General features: G+C 70.4%; 22 protein-coding genes. 19 read left to right on the top strand and 3 right to left on the bottom strand.

The genetic code is table 11. The annotated features are described in order from the left end of the window. Nucleotides 1–11 precede the first annotated feature (11 nt). The 11 genes from L2Z93_RS15755 (at nt 12) to L2Z93_RS15705 (ending at nt 9291) form a co-directional block, all read left to right on the top strand. Nucleotides 12–1460 carry a carotenoid oxygenase family protein gene (locus L2Z93_RS15755; protein WP_090588105.1) on the top strand — a complete coding sequence of 483 codons (1449 nt, stop codon included), beginning with the start codon at nt 12–14 and terminating at the stop codon, nt 1458–1460. Nucleotides 1461–1534: 74 nt separating this feature from the next. Then, complete coding sequence (locus L2Z93_RS15750) at nt 1535–2521, top strand: thiamine pyrophosphate-dependent dehydrogenase E1 component subunit alpha (protein WP_090588102.1); 987 nt, start codon at nt 1535–1537, stop codon at nt 2519–2521. Continuing rightward, entirely contained in the window at nt 2518–3537 is a 1020-nt protein-coding gene (locus L2Z93_RS15745) for an alpha-ketoacid dehydrogenase subunit beta (RefSeq protein WP_090588099.1), read from the top strand. The genes L2Z93_RS15750 and L2Z93_RS15745 overlap by 4 nt, the downstream gene beginning before the upstream one ends. Nucleotides 3538–3539: 2 nt before the next feature. Next, entirely contained in the window at nt 3540–5048 is a 1509-nt protein-coding gene (locus tag L2Z93_RS15740) for an AMP-binding protein (protein WP_090588096.1), read from the top strand. Next, a complete protein-coding gene (locus tag L2Z93_RS15735) occupies nt 5045–6040 on the top strand; it encodes an acyl-CoA dehydrogenase family protein (protein ID WP_234786079.1) in 996 nt (331 codons plus the stop codon). Before L2Z93_RS15740 ends, L2Z93_RS15735 begins: the two co-directional genes overlap by 4 nt. Continuing rightward, nucleotides 6033–6962, top strand: a complete 930-nt coding sequence (locus L2Z93_RS15730) for an acyl-CoA dehydrogenase family protein (protein WP_090588094.1) — start codon at nt 6033–6035, stop codon at nt 6960–6962. The genes L2Z93_RS15735 and L2Z93_RS15730 overlap by 8 nt, the downstream gene beginning before the upstream one ends. Before the next feature lie 10 nt (nt 6963–6972). After that, nucleotides 6973–7287, top strand: coding sequence for a 2Fe-2S iron-sulfur cluster-binding protein (locus L2Z93_RS15725; RefSeq protein WP_090588865.1), 315 nt, complete (start codon nt 6973–6975; stop codon nt 7285–7287). Then, entirely contained in the window at nt 7280–7702 is a 423-nt protein-coding gene (locus L2Z93_RS15720; RefSeq protein WP_234786078.1) for a Zn-ribbon domain-containing OB-fold protein, read from the top strand. Before L2Z93_RS15725 ends, L2Z93_RS15720 begins: the two co-directional genes overlap by 8 nt. Then, nucleotides 7699–8847 (top strand): thiolase family protein, encoded by a 1149-nt coding sequence (locus L2Z93_RS15715; protein WP_090588091.1) that lies wholly within the window; start codon nt 7699–7701, stop codon nt 8845–8847. The genes L2Z93_RS15720 and L2Z93_RS15715 overlap by 4 nt, the downstream gene beginning before the upstream one ends. After that, nucleotides 8844–9035, top strand: coding sequence for a ferredoxin (locus L2Z93_RS15710; protein ID WP_090588089.1), 192 nt, complete (start codon nt 8844–8846; stop codon nt 9033–9035). The genes L2Z93_RS15715 and L2Z93_RS15710 overlap by 4 nt, the downstream gene beginning before the upstream one ends. 13 nt (nt 9036–9048) lie before the next feature. Next, nucleotides 9049–9291, top strand: coding sequence for a lipoyl domain-containing protein (locus L2Z93_RS15705; RefSeq protein WP_234786077.1), 243 nt, complete (start codon nt 9049–9051; stop codon nt 9289–9291). On the opposite strand, the gene L2Z93_RS15700 is transcribed toward L2Z93_RS15705, so the two are convergent. After that, entirely contained in the window at nt 9288–10301 is a 1014-nt protein-coding gene (locus L2Z93_RS15700; protein ID WP_202971871.1) for an NADP-dependent oxidoreductase, read from the bottom strand. The genes L2Z93_RS15705 and L2Z93_RS15700 overlap by 4 nt on opposite strands. A 74-nt stretch (nt 10302–10375) precedes the next feature. Between L2Z93_RS15700 and L2Z93_RS15695 the strand changes: the two genes are divergently transcribed. The 4 genes from L2Z93_RS15695 to L2Z93_RS15680 all read left to right on the top strand — a co-directional run bounded on the left by L2Z93_RS15695 (nt 10376) and on the right by L2Z93_RS15680 (nt 12661). Further along, nucleotides 10376–10684: a type VII secretion target gene (locus L2Z93_RS15695; RefSeq protein ID WP_090588083.1), complete on the top strand. Its 309-nt coding sequence runs from the start codon at nt 10376–10378 to the stop codon at nt 10682–10684. Nucleotide 10685: 1 nt separating this feature from the next. Further along, nucleotides 10686–12047, top strand: coding sequence for a hypothetical protein (locus tag L2Z93_RS15690; RefSeq protein WP_090588081.1), 1362 nt, complete (start codon nt 10686–10688; stop codon nt 12045–12047). A 67-nt stretch (nt 12048–12114) separates the two neighbouring features. Continuing rightward, complete coding sequence (locus tag L2Z93_RS15685) at nt 12115–12348, top strand: hypothetical protein (protein ID WP_128111814.1); 234 nt, start codon at nt 12115–12117, stop codon at nt 12346–12348. Beyond that, nucleotides 12338–12661: a hypothetical protein gene (locus L2Z93_RS15680; protein ID WP_128111813.1), complete on the top strand. Its 324-nt coding sequence runs from the start codon at nt 12338–12340 to the stop codon at nt 12659–12661. The genes L2Z93_RS15685 and L2Z93_RS15680 overlap by 11 nt, the downstream gene beginning before the upstream one ends. A 92-nt stretch (nt 12662–12753) precedes the next feature. On the opposite strand, the gene L2Z93_RS15675 is transcribed toward L2Z93_RS15680, so the two are convergent. After that, complete coding sequence (locus L2Z93_RS15675) at nt 12754–13596, bottom strand: dienelactone hydrolase family protein (protein ID WP_090588078.1); 843 nt, start codon at nt 13594–13596, stop codon at nt 12754–12756. Between the two features lie 66 nt (nt 13597–13662). On the opposite strand from L2Z93_RS15675, the gene glmS reads away from it, so the two are divergent. Next, nucleotides 13663–15531: a glutamine--fructose-6-phosphate transaminase (isomerizing) gene (gene glmS, locus L2Z93_RS15670; protein WP_090588075.1), complete on the top strand. Its 1869-nt coding sequence runs from the start codon at nt 13663–13665 to the stop codon at nt 15529–15531. Here the strand turns inward: glmS and L2Z93_RS15665 are convergent, their stop codons facing one another. Beyond that, nucleotides 15532–15864, bottom strand: coding sequence for a hypothetical protein (locus tag L2Z93_RS15665; RefSeq protein WP_090588072.1), 333 nt, complete (start codon nt 15862–15864; stop codon nt 15532–15534). Between the two features lie 75 nt (nt 15865–15939). On the opposite strand from L2Z93_RS15665, the gene L2Z93_RS15660 reads away from it, so the two are divergent. From L2Z93_RS15660 to gad, 3 genes are read left to right on the top strand one after another with little or no spacing between them, the layout of a single operon-like run. Further along, on the top strand, nt 15940–16389 hold the full coding sequence (locus L2Z93_RS15660) for a putative quinol monooxygenase (RefSeq protein ID WP_090588070.1): 450 nt from the start codon (nt 15940–15942) through the stop codon (nt 16387–16389). Beyond that, a complete protein-coding gene (locus tag L2Z93_RS15655; protein ID WP_090588068.1) occupies nt 16311–17726 on the top strand; it encodes an NAD(P)H-hydrate dehydratase in 1416 nt (471 codons plus the stop codon). The genes L2Z93_RS15660 and L2Z93_RS15655 overlap by 79 nt, the downstream gene beginning before the upstream one ends. Before the next feature lie 11 nt (nt 17727–17737). Continuing rightward, entirely contained in the window at nt 17738–19132 is a 1395-nt protein-coding gene (gene gad / locus L2Z93_RS15650; RefSeq protein ID WP_090588065.1) for a glutamate decarboxylase, read from the top strand. Nucleotides 19133–19141 lie beyond the last annotated feature (9 nt).

Genomic DNA, 19141 nt, shown 5'->3' with positions numbered 1-19141 from the left:
CAGGAGACGCCATGGACGCCACCCTCATTCGTGAAAGCCCCTTCCTGACCGGACACCACAAACCGAACCGGATGGAGGTCGACGCCCCCGATCTGGAGATCCGCGGGCAACTGCCCGACGATCTGGCCGGGGTGTTCTACCGCAACGGCGCCGAACCGCTGTACCCGCCGACCGACGAGGACTACCACTGGTTCGACGGCGACGGGATGGTCTACGCCTTCCACATCGCCGACGGCACGGTCTCCATGCGCAACCGCTGGGTGCGGACCGAGAAATTCCTGCTGGAGCGGGGCCACGGCCGCCGGCTGTTCGGCGTGCTCGGCAACCCGATGACCACCGATCCCGCCGCCCGCGGCACCCGGTACAACACCGCCAACACCAACGTGATCATCCACGGTGGGAAGCTGCTGGCGCTGATGGAGGGCGCGCCGCCGGTGGAGCTGGATCCGCGCACGCTGGACACCATCGGCGAGCACACCTACGGCGGCGTGGTCACCTCCACGTTCTCCGCCCACCCCACCCTCGACCAGGCCACCGGGCAGTTGGTCAATATCGGCCAGGCCGCGCGCGGTTTGGGCCGGGAGGCCGTGATCCGTTACGACGTCATCGATTTCGACGGCAATCCGATCAAGACCGAGTGGATCGACATGCCGCATATGACGTTGATGCACACCTTCTTCCTCACCGAGAACTGGGTGGTGTTCCCGGTCATGCCGCTGGAGATGAGCCTGGCGCGCGCGATGTCCGGGGGGCCGATGGTCGCCTGGGTGCCGGACCGTCCGACCAAGCTCGGTGTCATGCCGCGCGCCGGCGGCGCCGACGACGTCCGCTGGTTCGAGGTGGAGCCCCGGCACATGCTGCATGAGGCCAACGTGTGGGAGTCCGACGGCAAGATCGTCGCCGACGTCGCCGCCGCCGAGGGCACCGCGCTGTTCCCCGACATCCATGGCAACCGGGCCACTCATCGCGCCACCCAGCAGAGCCTGCGCCGCTGGACCATCGACCCGACGGGCGCGTCGTCGCTGAACGAGAAGATCCTCAACGACCGCGACATCCAGTTCCCGCGTCCCGACGACCGCCTGATGGCCGCGCCGAGCCGGCACGCGTTCGCCAACAGCAACCTGCACTCGGTGGACGGCCGGGCCGACGGGATGGATTCGGTGCTGAGGGTGGACACCGCCACCGGGGCGGAGGACCTGTATCACTTCGGGCCGGGCGCGGCGGCCGGCGAGCTGATCTTCGCGCCCCGGGTGGGCGCGGCCGGGGACGCCGACGGCTACGCCCTCACCCTGGTGCACCGCGACGGGGCGCCGGAGACCGAACTCGTGGTGTTCGACGCGTTGGACATCGCGGCCGGGCCGATCGCCAGTGCGGTGATCCCGTTCCGGGTGCCCAGCGGCTTCCACTGCAGCTACTACAGCGCGGACAGCCCGCTCTACAGCCAGGCCTTCGACCGCTGAGGGTTCGGCGTTGACAGACCATAGTGACCCCTGTTACATATTAATTAGTCCACCAGCTAATACGAGGACGGCGTATGACAGCCCCCAGTAGTCGCCCCACCCCCGACGAGCTGACCGCGATCTTCCGCAGCGCCACCCGAATCAAGGTGTGCGACGAGAAATTCCGGTCCCTGATCCTCACCGGTCAGGTCAGCGCGCAGTACTACTCGCCACGCGGGCAGGAGATCATCTCCGCCGCCATCGGCGCGCTGCTGCGCCCGGACGATTACGTGGTCACCACCTACCGCGGCCTGCACGACCAGCTGGCCAAGGGAGTGCCGCTGCGCGAGCTGTGGGCCGAGTTCTTCGGCAAGGCCACCGGGACCTGCAAGGGCAAGGGTGGCCCGATGCACATCACCCACCCGGAATCCGGGCTGATGGTCACATCCGGCATCGTCGGCGGCGGCCTGCCGATCGCCACCGGGCTGGCGCTGTCCTCGCAGCTGCAGAAGACCGACCAGGTCACCGTGGTCAACTTCGGCGACGGCGCCACCAATATCGGCGCCTTCCACGAAGCCTGCAACCTCGCCGCGCTGTGGAAACTGCCGGTCATCTTCTGCTGCCACAACAATCGCTACGCCGAACACACCTCCTTCGAGGACGGCACCAGCGTCGACGCCATCGCCGACCGGGCCGCGGCCTACCGGATGCCCGGCGTCCGGGTGGACGGCAACGACCCGGTGGCCATGTACCGCGCGGCCGCCGAGGCCGTCGACCGGGCCCGCCGTGGGGAAGGCCCCACTCTCATCGAGGCGATGACCTTCCGCTTCTTCGGCCACCAGATGTCGGACAACAACGAATACATGAAGCCCGGCGAACTCGAGCGCGAACGCGCCGCCGACCCGGTGTTGCGGATGCGCGCCGCGCTGATCGCCGACGACGTGCTCACCGAGGAACAGGCCGCCGACATCGAAGCCGACGAAAAGGCCGCTGTCGCCGACGCTTTCGCGTTCGCCGAGGCCAGCCCCTACCCGGAGCTCAGCGAAGGGCTCACCGACGTCTACGAAGGAGTGCCGGTATGACCGAGACCACGCCGATGCTCGGCTTCCAGGCCCTCGGCAGCGCCCTGGACGACGCGCTGGGCCGCGACGACTCGGTGATCCTGCTCGGCGAGGACATCGCCGACCCCAGCGGGGGAGTGTTCAAGGTCTCCGCAGGCCTGAGCAGCAAGTACGGAACCGACCGGGTCCGCGCCACCCCGATCAGCGAACAGGCCATCATCGGCGCCGCGATCGGCGCGGCGATCGGAGGCATGAAGCCCGTCGCCGAGATCATGCTGATGGACTTCCTGGCGGTCTGCATGGATCAGGTGTCCAACCACGCCGCCAAACTGCGCTACATGTCCGGCGGGCAGACCTCGGTCCCGATCACCATCCGCTGCGCGGCCGGCGCCGGCATGCAGTTCGGCGCCCAGCATTCGGAGATGCTGGAAGCCTGGCTCACCCACATCCCCGGCCTCAAGGTCGTCGTCCCGAGCAACCCCGCCGACGCCAAGGGGCTGCTGACCGCCGCCATCTTCGACCCCGACCCGGTCATCGTCGTCGAGCAGAGCCTGCTGTACTTCGCACCGCCGCAACCGGTTCCGGTCGGGCATCACGTGGTTCCGCTCGGCGTGGCCGCCACCGTGCGCGCCGGATCGGACATCACGCTGATCTCCTACGGCCGGCAGGTGCACGAGGCGCTGGCCGCCGCCGAAACCCTCGCCGCCGACGGCGTCGACGCCGAGGTGATCGACCTGCGCTCGCTGGTGCCGCTGGACGAGGACACCGTGCTGGCGTCGGTGGCGCGCACCCGGCACGCCGTCGTCGTGCACGAAGCGGTGCGGCGCAACGGCTTCGGAGCGGAACTGGCCGCGATGATCAGTGAGAACCTGTTCGACGACCTGGGCGCCCCGGTGGCGCGGGTGGCCGGGCCCAACACCCCGATCCCGTACGCCAAGGTGCTCGAGGACGCCTTCCTGCCGGGCCGCGACGACATCGTCGCCGCGGCGACGGCGACCCTGGCGCGCTCCCGCGCGGTGTCCGGGGCCCGCCGGTAGCCGTGGCCCACGGAATCGCCGACCGGGCGCAGTCCGACCCGGACGCCATCGCGATCAGCGACGGCGGCGTCGAGCTGAGCTGGCGTCAGCTCAATCAGCGGCTCAACCGGCTGGTGAATCTCCTGCTGTCGCTGGATATCCCGGCCGGAGAGCGGATCGCGGTGCTCGGTGAGAACAGCGCGCACACCGCGGTCGCGCACCTCGGCGTCACCTATGCCGGGGCCTCGGCGGTGCCGGTGAACTACCACCTCACCGCCGACGAGGTCGGCTACATCCTGGCCGACGCGAACGCCCGGACGGTGCTGTGCAGCGCGCGCGCCGCCGACACCGCGCGCGCGGCCGCCCCCGACGCCCGGGTGCTCGCCTGGGGAGACAACCTTGAGGAGCTGCTGGCCGAATCGAGCGTGTCCGAACCGTCGGCGCGGATCGCCCCGGCCAAACCGCTGTACTACACCTCCGGAACCACCGGGCGCCCCAAGGGCGTGCGACTGCCGGACCAGATGTTCCCGGCCGGCCGATCCATCGCCGAGATGGTCGCGAACATCGCGGCCTCGCCCATGCGATCCGCGGGCCGGCACCTCGTGGTCGCGCCGATGCACCACACCGGGCCGCTGGTGGGAGTGCGATCGATGATGGCCGGCACACCGGTGGTGGTGCTGCCCAAGTTCGACGCCGAGCAGACCCTGGCGGTCATCGAAACCCACCGCGTCGAAGCCACCATGATGGTCCCCACCCACTTCTCCCGGCTGCTGGCGCTGCCCGCCGAGCTGCGCGGCCGCTACGACGTGTCCAGCCTGCGCAGCGTCGTGCACACCGGCGCCGCCTGTCCCGTGCCCGTCAAACGCGCCATGATCGACTGGTTCGGACCGATCCTCAATGAGGCCTACGGCTCCACCGAGATCGGCACGCTGACCATGATCGGGTCCGCCGAGTGGCTGGAACACCCCGGCTCGGTGGGCCGCGCCCTGCCCGGCTACGAGCTGACCATCCGCGACGAATCGGGCGCGGCGCTGGGCCCCGGCGCCGAGGGACTGGTCTGCGCCCGCCCGTTGAGCGGGCCCGGCCCGTCGTATCACGGCGACCCGGAGAAGACCCGGCGCAGCCACCTCGGCGACGGATCCTTCATCGTCGGGGAGATCGGCTACCTCGATGACGACGGCTACCTCTACCTCACCGACCGGGCCTCAGACCTGGTGGTCAGCGGCGGGGTGAACGTGTACCCCGCCGAATCCGAGGCGGTGCTGCGCACCCACCCCGGCGTCGCCGACGTCGCCGTGATCGGCGTCCCGCACGACGACCTCGGCGAGCAACTGTGCGCGCTGGTGCAACCGGCGGCCGACACCCAGGTCTCCGCCGACGAACTGGTGGCCTGGACCCGGGATCGATTGGCGCACTACAAGTGTCCGAACATCATCGAGTTCACAGAAGGCGAGATCCGAACCGCGATGGGAAAACTCGACAAACGTCGGCTGCGCCGCGAACACCTCGAACGCGCGGCGGCCCGCTCATGATGGGCGCCGCGACCGCGGCCGCGCCGATGTTCACCTTCACCGAGGAGCATCGGGCGCTGCGCGAGGTGCTGCGTGACTACTTCGCCGACGACCCCAGCTGGGCCGGACTACTGAGCGACGTCGGCGCCGACGCCATCCTGTTCGACCGCGCCGACGCCACCCCGATCGATGTGGCGATCCTCGCCGAAGAAGCCGGCGCCGCGCTGTTCGGCGGACCGATCGTTCCCGCCCTGCTGGCCAGCGGCTGCGCCGACGCGCTCGGCGTCACGGAACGGCTGGCGCCGGCCCGCGACGGCGCTCTCGGTGTGGCCGCCAACGTCGTTGGCGCAGAGCCGGTCTGGAACGCCGAGGGCGGCTGCCTGATCCTGCTGACCGGTCCCGGATCGGTGGCCTTGCTCGACAGCGCCGACGACGGTGTGCGGATCACCGCGCTGAACGGCCTGGACCCGACCCGGCCGCTGGGCCGGGTGCGCGCCGGCGGAGCGTCGGCCATCGCCGCGCTGCGCGGACCGGCGGCCGACTCCCTGCTGGCCGGGATCTGTCCGCTGGTCGAACTCGCGATCGCCGCGGAACTGCTCGGCGTCGCGCAACGGGTGCTGGACGGCACCGTCGAATACGTGCGCCAGCGTGTGCAGTTCGGCCGCACCATCGGAAGCTTCCAAGCCGTCAAGCACCGGCTGGCGGACCTCTACGGCGCGGTCGAACTGGCGCGCTCCGCGGTGTACGGCGCGGCCTGGGGACTCACCGCCGCGCCCGCCGACGAACAGACCGCGATCGACCTCGCGATCGCCGGGGCGCTGTCCCGGGACACCGCGCTGACCGCCACCCGCGCCGCGATCCAACTGCACGGCGGCATCGCGATCACCTGGGAACACTGGGCGCACCGCTACCTGCGCCGCGCCAACGCCGTCGTCTCCCTCACCGGTTCGGCGGGCGGCTACCGGAGCCGGCTCGCCGATCTGGTCGACCGACGGGACACCCACCATGGCTGAGACCGATCTGCCCAGCCACTTCTTCGTGCCGATCACCCTGATCGCCCCGGCGATCGCGGCCTGGGGCACCACCGAGCAGCAGCAGCGCTACCTGCCCGGCATCGCCGCCGGCGAGGACATGTGGTGCCAACTCTTCTCCGAACCCGGCGCCGGATCGGACCTGGCAGCCCTGGCCACCCGCGCGACCCCGGACGAAGGCGGCGGCTGGCGGATCACCGGGCAGAAGGTGTGGAGCTCATTCGCCACCATCTCGCGCTACGGCATGCTGCTGGCCCGAACCGACCCGGACCTGCCCAAGAACGCCGGCATCACCTGCTTCCTCGTCGACATGTCCGCGCCGGGGGTCAGCATCCGTCCGCTGCGCCAACTCACCGGCGACGAACACTTCTGCGAGGTGTTCTTCGAGGATCTGTGGCTTCCCGAGGACAGCGTGCTGGGCCCGGTCAACGGCGGCTGGAAGGTCGCGCTGAGCACGCTGAACGCCGAACGATCCGGGCTCAGTGAGACCAGCGAGGCCAGCGGCGTGCCGTTGCGCCCGGTGCTGGCCGCCGCGCGCGCCTGCGGGGCCTGGCGCGACCCGGTGACCCGCGACCGGATCGCCGGGCTGATCGCCACCGAACGCGCCCTGGCGCTGACCAACCAGCGCAGCGCGGCAGAAGGGTCCGTCACCAAACTGCTGCTCTCCGAAATGTCCCAGCGCATCGCCGAACTCGGCTACGAACTGGCCGGCCCGGCCGGCGCCTATTGGGAGGGTGAGCAGCCCGGCGCCGCCGCGCACGCGCTGCTGGACAGCCGGCGGCTCACCATCGCCGGCGGGGCCTCGGAGATCCAGCGCAACATCATCGGCGAGCGGGTGCTGGGCTTGGAACGCGAACCCGACCCGCAACGTGGACGGCCCTGGCGTGAACTGCGACGCGGGTGAGGACCCGGTGGTGACCGTGCAACCGGCCGGGGTGAGCTTTTCGGCTCAGGTCGGACAGACCGTGATGGCCGCCGCGCTGGCGGCCGGATACCGGTGGCCGACGATCTGCGGCGGCGAGGGCCTCTGCCAGGTCTGCCACCTCGAAGTGCTGCAGTCACCGGAGCACCTGGACCCGGCCGAACCTGACGAGGAACAGCTGCTGCGCGATCTCACCGGCGGTCCGGGCGGCCGGGGCGACCACGTCCGGCTGGCCTGCCAGGCGGTGGTCCGCGCCGACGTGACGGTGTTCAAACGCGGCGTGCGGAAGGCGAAGAACGTTGGCTGACGATGTCATCGACCCGACCATCATGACCCGGGTGGACGGCCGGGTCCGGCTGCTCGGTGGGCGCTGCGGGCAGTGCGGCGAAATCGACTTCCCCCGAAAGGAGTTCTGCCGCCGCTGCGGCGGCGGCGAGATCGAGGTGCTCACCCTCGCCGACCGCGGCGCGCTGTGGAGCTGGACCATTCAGCGGTTCGCGCCACCGTCGCCGCCGTACGGCCGCTACGACGACGACTTCGAGCCGTTCGGCGTGGGCTACGTGGAGCTGCCCGGTGAGGTCATCATCGAGGCCCGGCTGACCGAGAACGACCCGGCGCGATTGCGGATCGGCATGCCGATGACGCTGACCACCGCGGCGGTGCGCACCGGGGACGGCTCGCCGACGACGACGTTCGCCTTCGCCCCCGAGGAGCCCCAGTGACCGAATCCGTCGCCATCATCGGGGTGGGTTGCCGCCCGTTCGGCCGCTACGTGGACACCGGCGTGCGCGCCGAGGCGGTCGCGGCGGCACAGCTGGCGCTGCGCGACGCCGGGCTGCGCTGGCCGGACATCGGATTCGCGGTGGGCGGCAGCATGTCCGGCGGCGCGGCCGACACCCTGGTCGCCGAGCTGGGGTTGACCGGCGTGCCGTTTGTGAACGTGCTCAATGGATGCGCCACCGGCAGCAGTTCGCTGACCGTCGCGGTGCAGGCCATCGCCTCCGGGGCGGCCGAGTTCGCGCTGGTCCTCGGCTTCGACTCACACCCCCGCGGCGCCTTCGCGATCAAGCCCGAGGCGCTCGGCCTCGGTGGCTGGTACGGGCCCACCGGGCTGGCGTTGACCTCCCAGTTCTTCGCGCTCAAACTCCAGCGCTACCTGCACGAGCACGACCTGCCGGAGCGGCTGCTGGCCAAGGTCGCGGCCAAGGCGTTCCGCAACGGGTCGCTGAACCCGAATGCCTGGCGGCGCAAACCGCTGTCGGAGCAGGAGATCAACGCCTCGGCGATGGTGTCGGATCCGTTGCGCCAGTACATGTTCTGCTCACCCGGCGACGGCGCCGCCGCGCTGGTGCTGTGCAGCGCCCGGCGGGCCCGCGAGCTCAGCCCGCACCCGGTGTTCGTGGCGGGCAATGTGGTGCGCACCCGCCGGCCCGGCTCGTTCGAGGTGCTCAGTCCGTCGCTGTCGATCCACACCGGGGTCAGCCCCACCGTGGACGCCGCCGCCGCGGTGTTCGAGGCGGCCGGGATCGCGCCGTCGGAGGTGGACCTCGCCCAACTGCAGGACACCGATTCCGGGGCCGAGCTGATCCACCTCGCCGAAACCGGGTTGTGCGCCCACGGGGAGCAGACCGAGCTGATCGAACGCGGCGAGACCGAGCTGACCGGTCGGCTGCCGATCAACACCGATGGCGGCTGCCTGGCGAACGGGGAGCCCATCGGCGCGTCCGGGCTGCGGCAGATCCACGAGAACGTGCTGCAGCTGCGCGGCACGGCCGGTGACCGCCAGGCGCCCGGCCGGCCGCGGGTGGCGCTGTCGCACGTCTATGGCGCGCCCGGGCTCAGCGGCGCCACGGTGCTGGTCCGATGAGGGTCCGCGTCGACCGTGACCGCTGCGTCGGCAACGGTGTCTGCGAGGTGCTGGCCGAGTCGCTGTTCATGGTGGGCGATGACGGGCAGGCCGAAGTGCTGGTGGACGAGATCCCCGGCGACGCCGAAGGTTTGGCGCGGGAGGCGGCGGACTGCTGTCCGGCTCTGGCGTTGGTGATCGACGAATGAACGACGAGAGGTGTTGACCGAACCTATGGACATCAGGATGCCCAAGCTCAACGTCACCATGACCGAGGGCACATTCAGCGGTTGGCTGGCCCCCGACGGCGCCCAGGTCGACGAGGGCGAAGACCTCTACACCGTCGGCACCGACAAGGTGGAAACCGACATCCCGTCGCCGTGCGCGGGGGTCCTGCGCCACGGGGACGTCGCCGACGGCGAGACCTATCCCGTGGGCACGGTGCTGGGAACCGTCGGAACCTAGACGGGACTCACCCGGACGAACTGGGTGCCGCGGTTCTCTCCGCGGGCCAGCCGGTTCATCGCCTCCGGCGTGGAGTCCAGGCCGTCGCTGAACTCCTCGGTGTAGACCAGGGAACCGTCGAGCACCCACTCGGTGAGCCGGTCGCACACCTCCTGCGCCCGGTGCAGATAGTCCGAGACGATGAAGCCGCGCAGGGTGGCCCGCTGGTTCACCAGGTTCATCAACGCGTGGCCGCCGGCATTGTCACCGCCCTGGTAGCCGGACACCATGCCGCACAAGGCGATTCGGGCGCCGCGGTTGATCCGGGCCATGATCAGGTCCATCACCGGGCCGCCGACGTTCTCGAACTGCATGTCCACCCCGTCCGGGCACAGTTCGTCCAGCCGCGCGGCCACGTCGTCGTTCTTGTAGTCGATGGCGCCGTCGGCGCCGCAGGCGCGCACCAGCCAGTCGCACTTGGCCGGCCCGCCCGCGACGCCGATGACCCGCAGTCCGAGCTTCTTGCCGATCTGGCAGACCAGCGATCCGACGCTGCCCGCCGCGGCCGTCACCACCAGCGTCTGTCCCGGCTCGGGCCGGCACACATCGGTCAGCCCGCAGTAGGCGGTCATGCCCTGCAGGCCCAGCACCCCGCGGTAGCTCGCCAGCCCGATATCGGGGTGCGGGGTGATCCGCTGCAGGTGCGCGGTCTTAGCCAGCGCGTACTCCTGCCAGCCGCCCATCGCATTGACGTAGGCGCCGACCGGGAAGGCGGGATCCTCGGATTGCTCGACCACCGAGACGGTGATGCCGCGCATCACCGCGCCGAGGCGCTGCGCCGGCAGATAGGTGTCCTCGGCGTTCATCCACAGCCGCATGGACGCCGGCACAATGAGGTACAGATTGCGCAGCAGCACCTGTCCGGGCCCGGGTGTCGGCAGCGGTTCGACGCTGACCGAGAAATCCTCCCGGCGCACCGGGCCGTGGGGCCGTGAGGTCAGTCGCCAGACGGTGTTCATCGGATCGGACATAATTAGCCGATCATATAATTAACTCGGTGGCTCGGCGACGGAACCGCGGTGGCTGCCGCTGCGTCTGATCCGCTATGGCAGACCCCCAATCGTCCGCCCAGGTGGACACCGCCGTGTTGGACGCCGCCGCCACCGGCTTCGACCTGCTCTCGCGGACCCTGGATGCCCGCGCCGCCTGGTCCCGGTTGGCCTTCGGCGCCACGACGGCCGGCCGGTCCCACGTCGGCGCGGGTCAATCGCTGCGTCAGGCGCTGGACCCACTGGCCGCCGCGATGGCCGGGTGGGAGCGCGCCGCCGCGGGCATCGCCGCGGTCCTGCGTTCCGGATCGCAGCGCTACCGCGCCGGGGAGTCGGACGCCGCGGCGCTGATCGGGTCGGGCTGAGATGTCCGCCCGCTACGACGTCGCCTCCCGGCTGGCCGAGGGCGCCGCCGCGGTCGAGGAAGTCTCCGCCTACGTCTGGGCGGCGCATCTGCGTGGCTACCACCATCCGGACCTGACCCTGCACGCCCAGCAGGTTGGGGATTGGTACCGCTGCGACGACGGGATGGATCTTGGCGCGCTGGACAGCGATTGCGCGGTGCTTCGGTCGTTGGCGCAGATCGGCGCGGAGGCGGTGACGGCAACCGACAAGCAGCGCTCGGCGCTGGCCGCGGCGTGGTCCGGCGCTGGCGCGCAATCCTCGGAAGCATTCCTGACCCGGCACCGGGACGCGGCGCAGTCCGTCGTCGACCGGCTGTCGGCCGCCACCGGGATCTACCAACGGCTGCGTGAACGGCTGTGGCAGGCGGTGGACACCATGGTGGCCGGCGTCATCGCCGTGGCGGACCGGCCCGGCGGGCAACGCTCCGATTGGCTGGCCGCGGCCCGCGCCGTTGTCCTCGGTGGGGCCGGCGAGCAGGCCGAGGCCACCGTCGACGCCGCCGTCACCCCGTTCGTCACCGGCGTCGTCGCCGTCGACTGGCTGTCGGCGGTGCGGAACTGCCAGGCCGAGGTGTCCGAGGCCTACCGAGCGGCGGAGGCCGAGCTGTGCGCGGGCGCGCCGATCCAGTTCGAGACCCCCGGCGAGCTGGTCCCCGCCGCGCCGCGCCGCGATAATCCCACCCCGGCCCCAACCCAGCCCGCCGCGACTCAACCGGTTGCGACCGCACCCGGAGCGACCGCACCCGCAGCGACCGCGCCCGCCACCACTGCGCCATCGACTCCGTCTCAGCCCGTCGGCGCCGAACCGATCGGCGCCTCGCCGGTCGATGACTGGCTGCCGGCGGAGTCGGAGTTGCTCAGCGGCACAACGCCGTCCACGTCCGCCGCCCCGATGGACGCCGGGCTCGGCGCGTTGACCCCGTCGTCGTCCCCGGGCAGTTCCTCGGGTTTGGGCTCGCTACCGCAATTCAGCCTGCCCGAGTTCGCCCTGCCGGACTTCGGCGAGCCCCTGCCCGACGACGAGCAGCTGCTTGACGACGAGCAGCTGCTTGAGGAGGAGCCGGCGGAAGACCCCGAGGCCGAGGAGGGGAGCGACCCCGGGGAGGACGAACCGGAGGGGCCGGAGGAAGGGGAGAAGCCTGCGGAAGACGAGCAGGATGAGGCCGCCACCGAGAACGATGAGGAGGCGCAGGAGACGCCCACCGAGGATGGGACTCCCGCGCCCGCGGCCGAACTCGCCGCCCCGGCCGCCATTCCGGCAACAGACCCGACCGCCACGCCGTGTGAGATCGCCGCCGACGCCCTGCCCCAAGTTGGGGAATGAAGCGGTGGTCTCTCGTGAGGCGGAGGGGCTTGTGCCCGGGAGGATCGACCGCTCAAAGGTGCGACATGTGCTCCAACACGAGCTCGACACAGCGAAACGCGTTGCGGCGTGCGGGTTTGATGTCGAATTCAGGGCAGTGGACGACATGACTCGCTCAAGCATGACCTTTGGCGAAGCATCTGTGCTGGCCAGAGAATTGGTGGATCGATACGATGGTTTGCTGGCAGTCTGGATTATCAAGGAAGTGAATGGCGTTGTCGCTTCCGTTGTGGTGGGGAAGGAGGCGACAAGTGATTCTTGATGTGCAGATCCGACGTGGCGCAGCTTCGAGTGATGTCGCTGAGCTTCTCTCCCGCTGCCTTAAAGCTCCGGTCGCCGAGGATCGGTTCGGCAATCCGATGTTGCGACTGGATTCGGGCGAAATTGTCATAGCCGACGACTCATACAACGCCGGTCAGGTTTACGCCGAGGTGCGGGCTCGCGACAGTGTTCTCGCAAACCGCGTGTACGACGTGTTGGTGGATAACACCGCTTGGGACCTCAGCCTGGTCGATTCCACTGACAACAATCCGGAAGATGTTGTTCTTCGACACCGTGATGCCAGTGCTGCCTAGATCGCTCCCTGAGCCCGTGCTGAACGGCCGACCTTTTCCTCGCGCACTCGTTCCTCGCTTGCTCGTCGAGTCGGCCGGGCAAGGTCGTCGAATCAGCCGCGCAGCAGCGCGATGAACTTCTCCTCTGGGCCGACCGGCGCCAGTTCCGGCAGCGGCGCTGTGGTCTTGGGCAACTCCACCTCGGCGTCGGCGAATTCCCGGTAGGTCTTGTCGCCGGCCAGCGTGTAGAGCAGGTACCCGGTCAACAGTCCGCGCACCGCTTGTTGAGTGCGTTTGTCGGAACTCGGCAGGCCTAGGTACTTCAGCGCCCGCCGACCCGACGCCAGCCCGCGGGAGCGGCCCTTGGCCACCACCCGCAGGGTGGCGTCATCCCACGCGCCGGCCAGTTCGATCGCCGTCGAGGTGAAGCTGGTGGGGTCATCGGGCGCCCCGAAAACCACGCCGGGGATCTTCAGCGCCGACGCCGGGCCCAGCACCGACGGTTTGGTGACGGTCGGGAAGATGGCCGCGGCGGTGCGCACCCGCGCTCCGAGCCCGGCGGCCGCGAACACCGCCGCCGATCCACCGAAGCCGTGGCCGGCCACCGCGAGCTTGCCCGGGTCCACGCTGATCTTCCCGGGGCCCAACCGCACGCCGCAGACGATATCGAGCGCCACGCCCAGATCGTGGGACAGGTTGAGCACCGACGGCGCCAAGCCCTTCTCGGTCGCGGGCGCGGCCGCGACGATGCCCCAGGACGCGAGGTGTTCCAACAGCCCGGTGTAGCCGGAGACCGGTGTGACCCAGTCGTGGCCGAACGCCACCGCGGGCAGGCCGAGCCCTGATTCGGGGGTGTGCACCTCGCCGGGCACACCGGCAAACGCCAGGTCACCGCGGAGAACGCGATGGGGTCCGCGGCGGGTCAGCCGATTGAGCAGTCCCTTGGTTCTGGCCACCCGATGAACCTAGCTCACCGTCGGCGAGAGGGGGAGTGGTGGGACTCTGCACTACCCTGGGTGCTCATGTGTGGAATCGTCGGCTACGTCGGGCCTCGACCGGCCTGTGGCATCGTCGTCGATGCGCTGCGCCGGATGGAATACCGCGGGTATGACTCGGCGGGTTTGGCGCTGATCGACGACAACGACCAACTGGTCGTCCGCCGCCGCGCCGGTCGGCTGGCCAACCTGGAAGAGGCCCTGGCCGAGACCGATGCGGCCGAGCTCACCGGGACGACGGGCATCGGGCACACCCGGTGGGCCACCCACGGTCGGCCCACCGACCGCAACGCCCACCCGCACCGCGACGCCTCCGGTCGCTTCGCCGTCGTGCACAACGGCATCATCGAGAACTTCGCGTCGCTGCGCGCCGAGCTGGAAGGCTTCGGCGTCGAGTTCGCCAGCGACACCGACAGCGAGGTCGCGGTGCACCTGGTGGCCCGCGCCTACTACCACGGCCCGACCGCCGGCGATTTCGTCGCGTCGGCGCTATCGGTGCTGCGCCGGCTGGAGGGCCACTTCACCCTGGTGTTCACCTGCGCCGACGACCCCGACACCATCGTCGCGGCGCGCCGCTCCACCCCGCTGGTGGTGGGCGTCGGCGACGGCGAGATGTTCCTCGGCTCGGACGTCGCGGCGTTCATCGAGCACACCCGCGAGGCCATCGAACTGGGCCAGGACACCGCCGTGGTGCTGCGCGCCGATGGCTGCGACATCCTGGACTTCGAAGGCAACGACTCCGCGGCCAACGCGCGTCCCTTCCACATCGACTGGGACCTGTCGGCCGCGCAGAAGAGCGGCTACGACTACTTCATGCTCAAGGAGATCGCCGAGCAGCCCACCGCCGTCGGCGACACCCTGCTCGGCCACTTCGCCGACAATCGGGTGATCCTCGACGAGCAGCGCCTGTCCGACCAGGAGCTCCGCGAGATCGACAAGGTCTTCGTGGTGGCCTGCGGCACCGCCTATCACTCCGGGCTGGTGGCCAAATACGCCATCGAGCACTGGACCCGGCTGCCCGTCGAGGTCGAACTGGCCAGCGAGTTCCGCTACCGCGACCCGGTGCTGGACCGCAGCACCCTGGTCGTCGCGGTGTCGCAGTCCGGTGAGACCGCCGACACCCTGGAGGCCGTCCGGCACGCCAAGGAGCAGAAGGCCAAGGTGCTGGCCATCTGCAACACCAACGGCAGCCAGATCCCGCGCGAGTCCGACGCGGTGCTCTACACCCGCGCCGGGCCGGAGATCGGCGTCGCGGCCACCAAGACGTTCCTGGCCCAGATCGTCGCCGCCTACCTGGTCGGCCTGGCGCTGGCCCAGGCCCGCGGCACCAAGTACCCCGACGAGGTGCGCCGCGAGTACCGCGAGCTGGAGTCCATGCCGGCGCTGGTCGAGCAGGTGCTGGAACGGATGGAGCCGGTCGCCGAGATCGCCCGACGGTTCGCCACCTCGCAGACCGTGCTGTTCCTGGGCCGCCACGTCGGTTACCCGGTGGCGCTGGAGGGCGCGCTGAAGCTCAAGGAACTGGCCTACATGCACGCCGAGGGGTTCGCGGCCGGCGAGCTCAAGCACGGCCCGATCGCGCTGATCGAGGACGGGGTGCCGGTGATCGTGGCGATGCCGTCGCCGAAGGGCAACGCGTTGCTGCACTCCAAGCTGCTGAGCAATATCCGTGAGGTGCAGGCCCGCGGCGCGGTCACCATCGTCATCGCCGAGGAGGGCGACGACACCGTCCGGCCGTACGCCGACCACCTCATCGAACTGCCGGCGGTCTCCACGCTGCTGCAGCCGCTGCTGTCCACCATCCCGCTGCAGGTGTTCGCCGCCTCGGTGGCGCTGGCCCGCGGCTACGACGTCGACAAGCCCCGCAACCTGGCGAAGTCCGTCACCGTCGAGTAGTCAGAACGGCTGGGTCGCCACCGGCATCATGCACGGCGGCACCCCCGGCGCATACGGCGGCGTGCACGGCTGCGGAACGCACGGCTGCCCGTTGTAGTACGACGTCATATTCGGCGGGCAGACCTGCGTTACCGGCATGACGCACGGCGGCATCATGCCCTGCTGATACGGGGCCTGGCATGGCTGCGGCGCGCACGGCTGCCCGTTGTAATACGACGGCTGGTTGACCGGGCAGATCGGAATCGGGTCGTCGGCGGCCGCGATCGGAGTGGTCACCGCGAACATCGCGTACGGCGCCGCCAGCACCGCCGCCCACAGCCACCGCGCGTTCATCCCATCGAGGATAGGCGGCACGCCGGCGCTGCGTCCGGCATCTGCCCTAGATAGATCGATCGGATAATATCGGGTATGGCCGAGATTCAGATCCGGGGCGCCTTCCCCGACATCGCCTCAGCGCAGCTGCCGGAGTTCGCCGCCGTCGCCGAGGAGGTCCTCACCTCGATCCGGAACGAAGCCGGGGTCCTGCAGTACGACGTCTTCGTCGACGACGGCCGCCGCGCCGCGGTGGTGCTGCAGCGCTACGCCGACTCCGAGGCGGTCCTGCGCACCCTGGCGGCCACCCGCGAACACGTCCGCCGGCTCGCCCAACTCGGCGGCGGCCTCCGGATGGAAATCTTCGGCGACCCCTCACCACAACTACGGCAGGTGTTCGCGGCCTCGCACACCGCGTCGGCCGCGCCGACCTATTCCCCGGCTGATCGGGTTGTAGTCTCCGGGCCATGCGGCACTACTACCGGCCCGAACAGATCCGCGCTGCCGAGGCCCCGCTGCTGGCCGCCATGCCCGACGGCGCGCTGATGCGCCGAGCGGCCTGGCCGCTGTCGGTCGCCATCGCCGCCGAACTGCGCCGCCGCGCCGGCGGGGTGGCCGGACGCCGGATCTGCGCGGTCGTCGGCTCCGGCGACAACGGCGGCGACGCGCTGTGGGCCGCGACGTTCCTGCGCCGCCGCGGCGCGGCGGCCGACGCGGTGCTGCTCAACCCGGACCGCACCCACGCCAAAGCGCTCGCCGCCTTCCGCGCCGCCGGTGGCCGCGTCGTCGAAAAGATCTCCGACACAACCGATCTGGTGATCGACGGGGTGGTCGGCATCGGCGCGTCCGGCTCGCTGCGGCCGGCCGCAGCGGCGGTGTTCGCCGCCACCACCGCGCCGGTGGTCGCCGTCGACCTGCCCAGCGGCGTCGACCCGTCGACCGGCGCGATCACCGGGCCCGCGGTGCGGGCCGCGCTGACGGTCACCTTTGGCGGTCTCAAACCCGTGCACGCGCTTGCCGACTGCGGCCGGGTCGAACTCGTCGACATCGGCCTGGATCTGCCGCAGGCGGACCTGCTGGGCCTGCAGGCCGACGACGTCGCCGCGTGCTGGCCCACGCCGGGGCCCGCCGACGACAAATACACCCAGGGCGTCACCGGCGTGCTGGCCGGTTCGGCGGTCTACCCGGGCGCGGCCATCCTGTGCAGCGGGGCGGCGGTCGCCAGCCACTCCGGCATGGTGCGCTACGCCGGCCCGGCCGCCGCCGAGGTGGTTAGCCACTGGCCCGAGGTGATCGCCACCCGCGAGCACCGCGACGCCGGCCGGGTGCAGGCCTGGGTGGTCGGCCCGGGCCTGGGCGTCGGCCATGACGCGTCCGCGGTGCTGCGCTTCGCGCTGTCCACCGACCTGCCGGTGCTCGTCGACGCCGACGCGCTGACCGTGCTCGCCGCCCACCCCGAACTCGTCGTCGACCGGACCGCGCCCACCCTGCTGACCCCGCACGCCGGAGAGTTCGCCCGACTCGCCGGCGCCCCGCCCGGCGACGACCGGGTCGCCGCCACCCGAGCCCTGGCCGCCAAGTTCGGCGCCACCGTGCTGCTCAAAGGCAACGTCACCGTCATCGCCGGACCGGATGGGCCGGTCTACCTCAACCCCGCCGGCAACTCCTGGGCGGCCACCGCCGGTTCCGGCGACGTGCTCAGTGGCATCATCGGCGCGCTGGTCGCCGCCGGGTTGCCCCCGGCGACCGCGGCCGCCGCCGGGGCGTTCACCCATTCCCGCGCGGCCGAACTGGCCGCCGAAGACCCCGGGCCGACCGCCGTCCCGATCTCCGCCACGCGGATCCTCACCCATATCCGACCGGCGCTGGCCGCCATTCTGTAGAACAGACAGCCATGCCCAACGTTTCGCGCCACCCGACCGTCACGCCTGCCTACACCGGCCGGATGAGCACCTCGCCGATTCCCGCGCTCCGGCTGCCCGACGAGTCCCTGGAACCCCAGGTGGCCTACCGATTCATTCACGACGAGCTGATGCTCGACGGCAGTTCCCGGCTGAACCTCGCCACGTTTGTCACCACCTGGATGGATCCCGAAGCCGACCGGCTGATGTCCGAGACGTTCGACAAGAACATGATCGACAAGGACGAATACCCGATCACCGCCGCGATCGAGCAGCGCTGTGTCTGCATGGTCGCCGACCTGTTTCACGCCGAGGACCTGCGCGACGACGACCCGTCCACCGGAATCGGGGCCTCGACCATCGGCTCCAGCGAGGCCGTCATGCTGGCCGGGCTGGCGCTGAAGTGGCGGTGGCGCGCCCGCATCGAGGCCAAGCACGGCAAGGACGCCTGGAAGACCCGCACCCCGAACCTGGTGATGGGCTCCAACGTGCAGGTGGTGTGGGAGAAGTTCGCCCGCTACTTCGATGTCGAGCCGCGCTACCTGCCGATGGCCGAGGACCGCTACACGATCACCCCGGAGCAGGTGGTCGACGCCGTCGACGAGGACACCATCGGGGTGGTCGCCATCCTGGGCACCACCTACACCGGTGAGCTGGAGCCGGTGGAGGAGATCTGCGCCGCGCTGGACAAGCTCGCCGCCTCTGAACCCGATCGGGACGTGCCGGTGCACGTCGACGCCGCCAGCGGCGGATTCGTCGTCCCGTTCCTGAACCCGGATCTGGTGTGGGACTTCCGGCTGCCCCGGGTCGCCTCCATCAACGTCAGCGGACACAAGTACGGATTGACCTATCCCGGAATCGGTTTCGTGGTGTGGCGCAACGCCGCGGCGCTGCCCGAGGAGCTGGTGTTCCGGGTGAACTACCTCGGCGGCGACATGCCGACGTTCACGCTGAACTTCTCCCGGCCGGGAAACCAGGTTGTCGGCCAGTACTACAACTTCCTGCGGCTCGGCCGCGACGGCTACGCCCAGGTGATGCGAGCGCTGAGCGAAACCGCGCAGTGGCTGTCGCACCGACTGGCCGGGTCGGGCCGCTTCGAGGTCATCACCGACGGCTCGGTGTTGCCGGTGTTGGCGTTCAAGTTGATCGGCGACCCAGGCTTCACGGTGTTCGACATCTCCGCGGGCCTGCGCGAGTACGGCTGGCAGGTCCCGGCCTACACCATGCCCGCCGACGCCACCGACCTGGCGGTGCTGCGGATCGTGGTACGCGAGGGCTTCTCGGCGAACCTGGCCCGCGCGATGTACGAAGACCTGGAGGCGGTGCTGGCCAAACTCGACAGACTCAAGCCCGGCGGCTTCGCCGTCGAGGAGCATTTCGCCCACTGACCGCGCGCC

It is taken from the genome of Mycolicibacterium brumae (genome assembly GCF_025215495.1).
Taxonomy (GTDB): domain Bacteria; phylum Actinomycetota; class Actinomycetes; order Mycobacteriales; family Mycobacteriaceae; genus Mycobacterium; species Mycobacterium brumae.
The sequence above is the reverse complement of the archived record's forward strand: the minus strand, read 5'-3'. Positions and strand labels throughout refer to the sequence as shown.